The 7271-nt window shown below is 60.0% G+C and carries 8 protein-coding genes; 5 read left to right on the top strand and 3 right to left on the bottom strand.

Annotation, left to right across the window (positions count from 1 at the left end; translation table 11 throughout):
- The first annotated feature begins 158 nt into the window (after nt 1-158).
- Nucleotides 159-785, top strand: a complete 627-nt coding sequence (locus tag WBF74_RS12970; protein ID WP_424440579.1) for a glutathione S-transferase family protein — start codon at nt 159-161, stop codon at nt 783-785.
- 6 nt (nt 786-791) lie between these two features.
- Here WBF74_RS12970 and WBF74_RS12975 read toward each other — a convergent pair whose 3' ends face one another.
- Complete coding sequence (locus WBF74_RS12975; protein WP_424440581.1) at nt 792-1394, bottom strand: exopolysaccharide biosynthesis protein; 603 nt, start codon at nt 1392-1394, stop codon at nt 792-794.
- Nucleotides 1395-1468: 74 nt separating this feature from the next.
- Nucleotides 1469-1684 carry a hypothetical protein gene (locus WBF74_RS12980; RefSeq protein ID WP_424440583.1) on the bottom strand — a complete coding sequence of 72 codons (216 nt, stop codon included), beginning with the start codon at nt 1682-1684 and terminating at the stop codon, nt 1469-1471.
- A 37-nt stretch (nt 1685-1721) separates the two neighbouring features.
- Here WBF74_RS12980 and WBF74_RS12985 point away from each other — a divergent pair, with 37 nt between their 5' ends.
- Both WBF74_RS12985 and WBF74_RS12990 read left to right on the top strand, forming a co-directional pair.
- Nucleotides 1722-2069 (top strand): GIY-YIG nuclease family protein, encoded by a 348-nt coding sequence (locus WBF74_RS12985; RefSeq protein ID WP_424440585.1) that lies wholly within the window; start codon nt 1722-1724, stop codon nt 2067-2069.
- A 4-nt stretch (nt 2070-2073) separates the two neighbouring features.
- On the top strand, nt 2074-2742 hold the full coding sequence (locus WBF74_RS12990) for a pseudouridine synthase (RefSeq protein ID WP_424440587.1): 669 nt from the start codon (nt 2074-2076) through the stop codon (nt 2740-2742).
- Nucleotides 2743-2756: 14 nt separating this feature from the next.
- On the opposite strand, the gene WBF74_RS12995 is transcribed toward WBF74_RS12990, so the two are convergent.
- Nucleotides 2757-2969 (bottom strand): hypothetical protein, encoded by a 213-nt coding sequence (locus WBF74_RS12995; RefSeq protein ID WP_424440589.1) that lies wholly within the window; start codon nt 2967-2969, stop codon nt 2757-2759.
- Between the two features lie 312 nt (nt 2970-3281).
- Here WBF74_RS12995 and cas9 point away from each other — a divergent pair, with 312 nt between their 5' ends.
- Together cas9 and cas1 are read left to right on the top strand one after the other, a co-directional pair.
- Nucleotides 3282-6527: a type II CRISPR RNA-guided endonuclease Cas9 gene (gene cas9, locus WBF74_RS13000; protein ID WP_424440591.1), complete on the top strand. Its 3246-nt coding sequence runs from the start codon at nt 3282-3284 to the stop codon at nt 6525-6527.
- Nucleotides 6524-7271: type II CRISPR-associated endonuclease Cas1 (gene cas1, locus WBF74_RS13005; protein ID WP_424440593.1), on the top strand; the 748-nt coding region annotated here is incomplete at its 3' end. The genes cas9 and cas1, both read left to right, overlap by 4 nt.

The following is a 7271-nucleotide window of genomic DNA, read 5'->3' on the forward strand; positions in this document are numbered from 1 at the left end:
CGGGCGAACAGCCCGGCCTTTTTTGTTTGGCGCCCCTTCCCTGTCGCGGGCGCAAGGAAGACGACCATGGAACCATGCGTGTCTGGACGGATGAAAGGAAGTTCTCTAGCGTTCATGCGCTGAAAGCTGCATAGCGCACACATCCTGAAAGACGCCCCATGATCACGGTTCACCACCTGAACAATTCCCGCTCCCAGCGCATTCTCTGGCTGCTGGAGGAACTGGGTCTCGATTACGAGATCAAACGCTATCAGCGTGACCCGCAGACAAACCTTGCACCGGAAGAGCTGAAAAAGGTTCACCCGCTCGGCAAGTCACCCGTCATCACCGATGATGGCCTCACCATCGCGGAGTCGGGCGCGATCGTGGATTACCTGATCCGCAAATATGGCAAGGGCGCGTTGATGCCCGATGAGGCGTCGCCCGATTACGTCACCTATCTGCACTGGATGCATTACGCAGAAGGCTCCGCCATGCTGCCGGTGATGCTCTCCATGTATCTCATGCGACTTGGCGAGGCCGGCAAGCCGCTTCAGCCGCGGCTTGAAAGCGAAGTCGCAAACCATTTCGGCTATCTCGAAAACGCACTCGGCGCGCGCGACTTTTTTGTCGGCTCAGGCCTCACCGGAGCGGATGTGCAGATCACCTTCGTGTTGGAAGCCGCAAAAACACTCGGCCTGCTCGCGCCCTATCCGAGGCTCAATGCCTATCTCCAGAGGGTGCAGGCACGCGACGCCTACAAGCGCGGGATCGAGCGCGGCGGACAATATGATCTGGGTCGGTGAGCGCGCTCAGCCCGTCGCGAGCAGGAAGCCTGCATAGATTGCGAAAGCCATGGTGGCGGCAACGGTGATGGCGGCAAGCGCAATCACACCGCCCAATGTCACAATCACGCCATCGCGCTCCACAAGCCCGATCCCGACCACGAAACAGGCAATGGCCGGAAGCCAGCCCGTCAGCGGCAGAGGCAGGCAGAGCACGAGACTCGTGACGAGCATCAGTAAGCCGAAGGGTTTTTCTGCCCCTCCCCGGAAAACGCGGGTGTAGCGCTCCCGCGTCAGCCGCGCGAGCGGTCGTGCGACAGGCAAGGCACTCAGCGCCCCGGCGCGCCACTTTTTCTGCGAGATGGATCGCCTGGTCATGAAGTCGGGCAACCAGAGCGTCCGCCGCCCGAGCATCAACTGCGTCGCCACAAAAAGAGCGGGAATGCCGAGAATGGCGTTTGAGCCGAATGGCAGGGGCAGCAGGTTCACAATGCCGACCAGCATGAACCCCCAGCCGAAGCTCCTGTCGCCAAGCGTCTCGAGGATGTCGCCCAGCGTGCTGCCTTCGGGCTTCTTGCGCGTACCAACCTGCGCGAGGCCGCGCAAAGCGCCGCTCCGTCTCTTGTTCATATGCTTGCTGCCGAACACCTTGATTTGCAAGCATCTAACACGTTTTCCGGCAGCGCGTCACTGCGCCCGGAAGGTCAGGTCCGCCGGAACGCTGCTCCAAGCGCCGACACGAAATCCCGTGTGGTGCCGATCAGAACCGCAACCGCATAGGCCGTGAAAAGAAGCGCAGCCACCACCGCACCGACCTGCATGGCGGCTTCGCTTCCAAGAAAAGTCCAGAGGGACTCCAGATGGTTGCGCACGCCGCGATAAGCCTCACCCAGATACCTGAGAGTGCTGTTTTCGTTCATCCCCGCTGCTCCTCCCCAAGAGCTGTTATGAACCGCTATGATGCTAGCGGAGGACGGGGGCGAGATCGAAGGGAAAAATGATCCAGTGACGGAAGACAGCAAGGCGGGCCACGAGGGTGGCTGGCACCTCTATATTCTCGAATGTGCGGGCGGACGGCTCTATACCGGCATCGCCCGGGATGTGGAGGCACGCTTTCGCGCGCATCAGGCGGGACGCGGCGCCAAATTTACCCGCAGCTACCCGCCAGAACGCATCCTTCTCGTGCAACCCCTCGCCACTCGCTCGGAAGCCCTGCGTGCCGAACACGCGGTAAAGAAACTTTCCGCAGACGCGAAGCGCGAGATGATCCGCGCCGCCTCTACCGACCTCTCCTCCGGGGACTGACAATTTGTCTGACACTCCCGCGCCTTTCGACTATCAGCCGCCGCAGGACCCCTGGCTCACCATCCTGCACCGCGATGAGGATCTGCTGGTGCTCTCAAAGCAGAGCGGCCTTCTCTGCGTGGCCGGAAAACCAGCCGGGCATCAGGATTGCCTCGAAGCGCGCGCGAAAACCCGCTTCCCGCAGGCGCTGCTGGTGCACCGCCTCGACCGCGACACATCGGGCATTGTCGTCATGGCCATGAATGCAAAGGCGCAGCGCCATCTCGGCCTGCAATTCGAACGGCGAAAACTGAAGAAGACCTACATCGCCCGCGTCTGGGGGCATGTCGCGGGTGAGAGCGGCACCATCGACCTGCCGCTCGCAACCGACTGGCCGAACAGGCCAAAGCAAAAAGTAGATTTCGTCTCAGGCCGCGCAGCGCAAACGGATTGGCAGGTGATCGCGCGGGAAGCAGAAGTAACGCGACTCAAACTCACGCCGCTCACCGGCCGCTCCCATCAGCTGCGCGTCCATATGCTGAGCCTCGGCCACCCGATACTGGGCGACCGCTTCTACGCACCCGGCCCGGCTCTTGCGGCGGCAGACCGGCTGCAACTTCACGCTGAGGCGCTGGAACTTCACCACCCCTCAGACGGGCGCCTCTGCCGCTTCAACGACCCCGCGCCCTTCTGAAGAAACGCTCCGCCTCAGGACGAAACGCTGCGGCGAATGGTGACGGTCGTCGAATTCGAATTGTAATTCGTGTTGCTGTTGAAGTTGTAGTTCTCATTGAAGTTGTAATTGCCGCTCGCACAGGCATGAGCCGGCGTCGCGCCAATGAGAACATAAAGAACAGCCGCCGCCATCAGCCCGAACGTCCCGCCCGAAACCATCCACTGACGGCGCGAAAAAGAAAGCATCTGCATCATTCTGCAACACCCCTGACCCGTTACGACACGGCACCCGCCCAAAAGCGGGTAGCAATGCCAATTTAGAGAGATGGGGAGCAGGAAACGTGCCGGGCGCCTTTTCCTAAAGCAAAAGGGCAGGCCGAAGCCCGCCCTGTGATTTTGTGCCCTGAAGGCTTGTTAACGGCTGCTAGACCCGGAGGTCTTCGCTGACGGTCCACGATTTCCTATCGGCTAAATATTCAATCGGCTGACGAGGCATCTTAGCGAACATTGATTCCCATAACAACATGGTTTTGACTATTCGCATGGGAGGGCTAAACCATGCCGTACAGACTAGGACTCGATCTGGGCACCAATTCCATCGGCTGGTGGATGGTGAAGCTAGATAAGGCGGGACGCGCGTGTGGGTCCCTAGGGGGCGGTGTCCGCATCTTCAGTGACGGTCGCAACCCGAAAGACGGCACATCGCTTGCTGTACAGCGGCGCGTCCCCCGCGGCATGAGACGCCGGCGGGACCGCTATCTCGACCGCCGTTCCGACCTCATGAACCACCTCATCGCCTTCGGCCTTATGCCTGGCGACGAGGGCGAACGAAAGGCGCTAGAGGCACTAGACCCCTACGAGCTCCGTGCCGCGGCTCTCGACCGCGCTCTCTCGCCCCACGAACTCGGCAGGGCTCTCTTCCATCTCAATCAGCGCCGCGGCTTCAAGTCGAACCGCAAGACGGACAGCGACGATAACGAAACCGGCATTGTGAAGGAGCGTATCAGCGAGCTGCGAGCACGGATCGAGACGTCCGGGGCGCGCACGCTAGGCGAATTTCTGCACAAAAGGCACCTGAAAGGACGCATGGTTCGCGCAAGGCCGGAAGCCGGCTTCTATCCCGAACGCGCCATGTACGAGCACGAGTTCGACCTAATCCGCCAGCGGCAGAATTCGCACCACTCCCTCACCATTGAACAATGGGACGCACTGAAAGACATCATTTTCTTCCAGCGTCCTCTAAAGCCAGTCGACCCGGGCTGGTGCCTGTTTGAAGCGGGGGAAAAACGGGCACACCGTGCGCTGCCGCTCACCCAGGAATTCCGCATGGTGCAGGAGGCAAACAACCTCCGCATGACATCCCCCGGATCGCCGGCACGGCGGCTGACGCTCGAAGAGCGAGACAAGGTCCTTGGCCATTTGCGGAAAAAGAAGGAGCTCAAACTCGACGCCATGCTCAAGCTCCTGAAGCTGCCTTCCGGCTCAACTGTCAATCTGTTCGACGATCACAGAAGCACCATCAAGGGTGAAGAGACGGCGGCGAGGCTGGCGCACAAAGAGATCTTCGGGGACACATGGTTCAACCTATCCGCTGAGGAGCGGACTGGCATTGTCCGCACTCTCCTTGACACGGAAAAACCGGAGGAGATCGAGCGAATTGCTCAGTTGCAGTGGGGGCTCTCGGAAGCTGCCGCAAAGAAGCTAGCCGGTAAGTCGCTGCCAGATGGTTATTCCCGCCTCAGCGAAAAGGCCATCGCTAAGCTGCTGCCTATCATGGAAGACCAGGGGCTCAATTATGCGGAGGCCGTCGAGCAGGTACCCGAATATGGCCACCATTCAGATTTCCGGCCGGACGAGGCGCGCGACACCCTCCCATACTATGGCGAAGTGCTGGCGCGGCACTGCGTAGGCGCTGACCCGTCAGCACCCAGAGAGAACGAAGTGGCACATTGGGGCCGCCTCGCCAACCCGACGGTTCATATCGGCCTTAACCAGATACGCCGTCTGGTCAACCGTTTGATCGAGGTTCACGGTAAGCCGGAAGAGATCGTGATCGAGCTGGCTCGCGAACTGAAAATGAGCAAGGAAGACAAGGACAAAGAGCGGAAGAAGAACAGCGAGAACGAAGCGGCAAACCGCCGGCGAGAAGAACAGATTCGAGCCGCGGGAACAGCACCTTCGCCCCACCTGCTGCGGAAGCTGCGCCTGTGGGAAGAGCAGAAGGTGGGAACGGCAAATCTCTGTCCCTTTACCGGACAACCAATCTCCTTCGAAATGGCAATCTCGGCGGCTACCGAAATCGAGCACATTCTTCCCTTCTCCAAGACGCTCGACGACTCGATGGCAAACAAGGTCCTCTGCCTGATTGAGGCGAACCGGGCCAAGCGCGACCGCTCACCCTATGACGCATTTCACACGGACCCGACAATCGCCGGCAGGAAATACGTCTATGACGACATCCTGTTCCGAGCGGACAACCTTCCGGCAAACAAGCGTTGGCGCTTCCACCCGGATGCGATGGACCGCTTTAATAATGATGAGCGAGACTTCCTCGACCGGCAGCTCAACGAGACGAAATATCTGTCCAGAATTGCGCGGAGCTATCTGTCGAACCTCTACAACGAAAAGGAAGAGGGGCGAATGCGGGTCCGCGCCATCCCAGGCAGGCTGACCGCCATGCTGCGGGGAAAGTGGGGTCTATCGGCGTTGCTTCCGGACCACAACCTGGCCGGCGGCGAAGAAGTGCCGAGAAAGAACAGGAACGATCATAGGCATCATGCGCTCGACGCCTTCGTCGTGGCGAACACGACGCAAGGACTGTTGAAGCGCCTTGCCGACCTCAATGACGACGCGGAACGCCAGCGCCTCGTGGATGCCGTCCCTGACCCTTGGGATGATTTCGACCGTGAAGAACTGCGCAAGCAGCTCGCACGCCTCACCGTGTCGCACAAGGCCGATCACGGCACCCCCGGGAGCAAAGGCAAGACGACGGGCGCGCTGCACAATGACACAGCCTACGGGATAGTAGGACCGGGCAAGAACGGCAATACGATCGTCGTTTCACGCACCCCGCTCTCTCGCTTCACCACGCCTAAGGATATGGACAAGGGATTAGAGGGCATCCGAGACGCGGCGCTGCGTGAGGCTCTGACTGCCGCGTGGGAGACGTTTAAGGCCGCTCCGCCTGCAGCTTCAAATTCCGATGATGCGGATAGCCGGCGCAAGCCGAAAAACCCTGCAATGGCCTTTGCCGAAATGGCCGCCACAAAGGGCATTGAGCTTGGAGGACGAAAGGTGAAGGTGCGGCGCGTCCGCATGTGCGAGGAACTCGGCGTCGTTCCCATCAAAGACAGGAAAACCGGGAAACCCTATAAAGCCTACAAACCCGACGGCAACGCATTCAACGAAGTTTACGAACTGCCGAACGGAAACTGGGTCTCGGTGGTCATTCGTCGATTTGACGCCAACCAGCCTGGCTTCAACTCGGCAGACTTCCGGCCACACCCGGCTGCACGGAAAGTGATGAGGCTCCATATCGACGACCTTGTTGCGGTCGATGACGGCGGGCAACGTCGGGTGCTGAGAGTAGTTAAGCTTAGCGGCCAAAAAATTACCCTTGCAGACCACTTCGAAGCCGGCGCGCTCAAGTCTCGCGACGCCGACAAAGAGGACCCTTTCAAGTATCTAGAAAAATCCGCAAACGTGCTGAAATCGATGGGTCTGAGAAAGGTAGGCGTTGACGAAATCGGCCGGCTGACCGACCCAGGGCCGCAGCAGGCCAAATCGGGAGGAAAAGCCGCGTGATCGGCCGGGTGGTCGAGATCGCCGCGGATGACCGGCACCTCGCCGTCTCTCGTGGCTTTCTGACCGTCTCATCAAAAGGAGAGGAAGTAGGGCGTGTGCCCCTGGACGATATCGGTGTCCTTCTCGCGCACGCGCATGGACTGACCTATTCCAATAATCTTATGGTCGAGCTTGCGCAGCGAGGCGCGGCCGTTGTCCTCTGCGGTCCAAACCACATGCCGGTTGCCTGGCTCTGGCCAATGGACGGCCACCATGTCCAAAGCCTCAGAATGCGCCAGCAGCTGGAGGCAGGGGCACCGCTCCGAAAAAGGCTTTGGCAGGCGCTTGTTCGCGCAAAAATCGAGCAACAACGCGCAGTCCTTGAACGGCTCGGAAAGCCAGATGGCGCATTCGACCTTCTCGCAAGAAAGGTGAAGTCGGGCGACCCGGAGAACATCGAGGCACAGGCGGCGCGGCGCTATTGGCCACTACTCATGGGCGATGACTTCCGCCGTGATCGGCGCTCCGACGGTGCGAACGCGATGCTCAATTATGGGTACACGGTGTTGCGCGCTGGCGTGGCGCGCGCGGTAACATCCGCTGGGCTTCACCCATCAGTCGGTCTGCACCACAGCAATCGCAATAATCCGATGTGCCTAGTCGACGACCTGATGGAACCCTTCCGGCCAATCGTCGACTACATGGTGTCGCGTCTCATCGTAGCGGGAAAAGAAGAGGTGAACCCGGAGACGAAGGCTGTTCTGG

This window comes from Parvibaculum sp. (assembly GCF_049672805.1).
Taxonomy (GTDB): domain Bacteria; phylum Pseudomonadota; class Alphaproteobacteria; order Parvibaculales; family Parvibaculaceae; genus Parvibaculum.

Bases quoted from the DNA above. Each gene is read 5' to 3' on its own strand.
- WBF74_RS12975 (WP_424440581.1), bottom strand. From the start codon at position 1,394: ATGAACAAGAGACGGAGCGGCGCTTTGCGCGGCCTCGCGCAGGTTGGT.
- WBF74_RS12985 (WP_424440585.1), top strand. From the start codon at position 1,722: ATGATGCTAGCGGAGGACGGGGGCGAGATCGAAGGGAAAAATGATCCA.
- WBF74_RS12980 (WP_424440583.1), bottom strand. From the start codon at position 1,684: ATGAACGAAAACAGCACTCTCAGGTATCTGGGTGAGGCTTATCGCGGC.
- WBF74_RS12995 (WP_424440589.1), bottom strand. From the start codon at position 2,969: ATGCTTTCTTTTTCGCGCCGTCAGTGGATGGTTTCGGGCGGGACGTTC.
- cas9 (WP_424440591.1), top strand. From the start codon at position 3,282: ATGCCGTACAGACTAGGACTCGATCTGGGCACCAATTCCATCGGCTGG.
- WBF74_RS12970 (WP_424440579.1), top strand. From the start codon at position 159: ATGATCACGGTTCACCACCTGAACAATTCCCGCTCCCAGCGCATTCTC.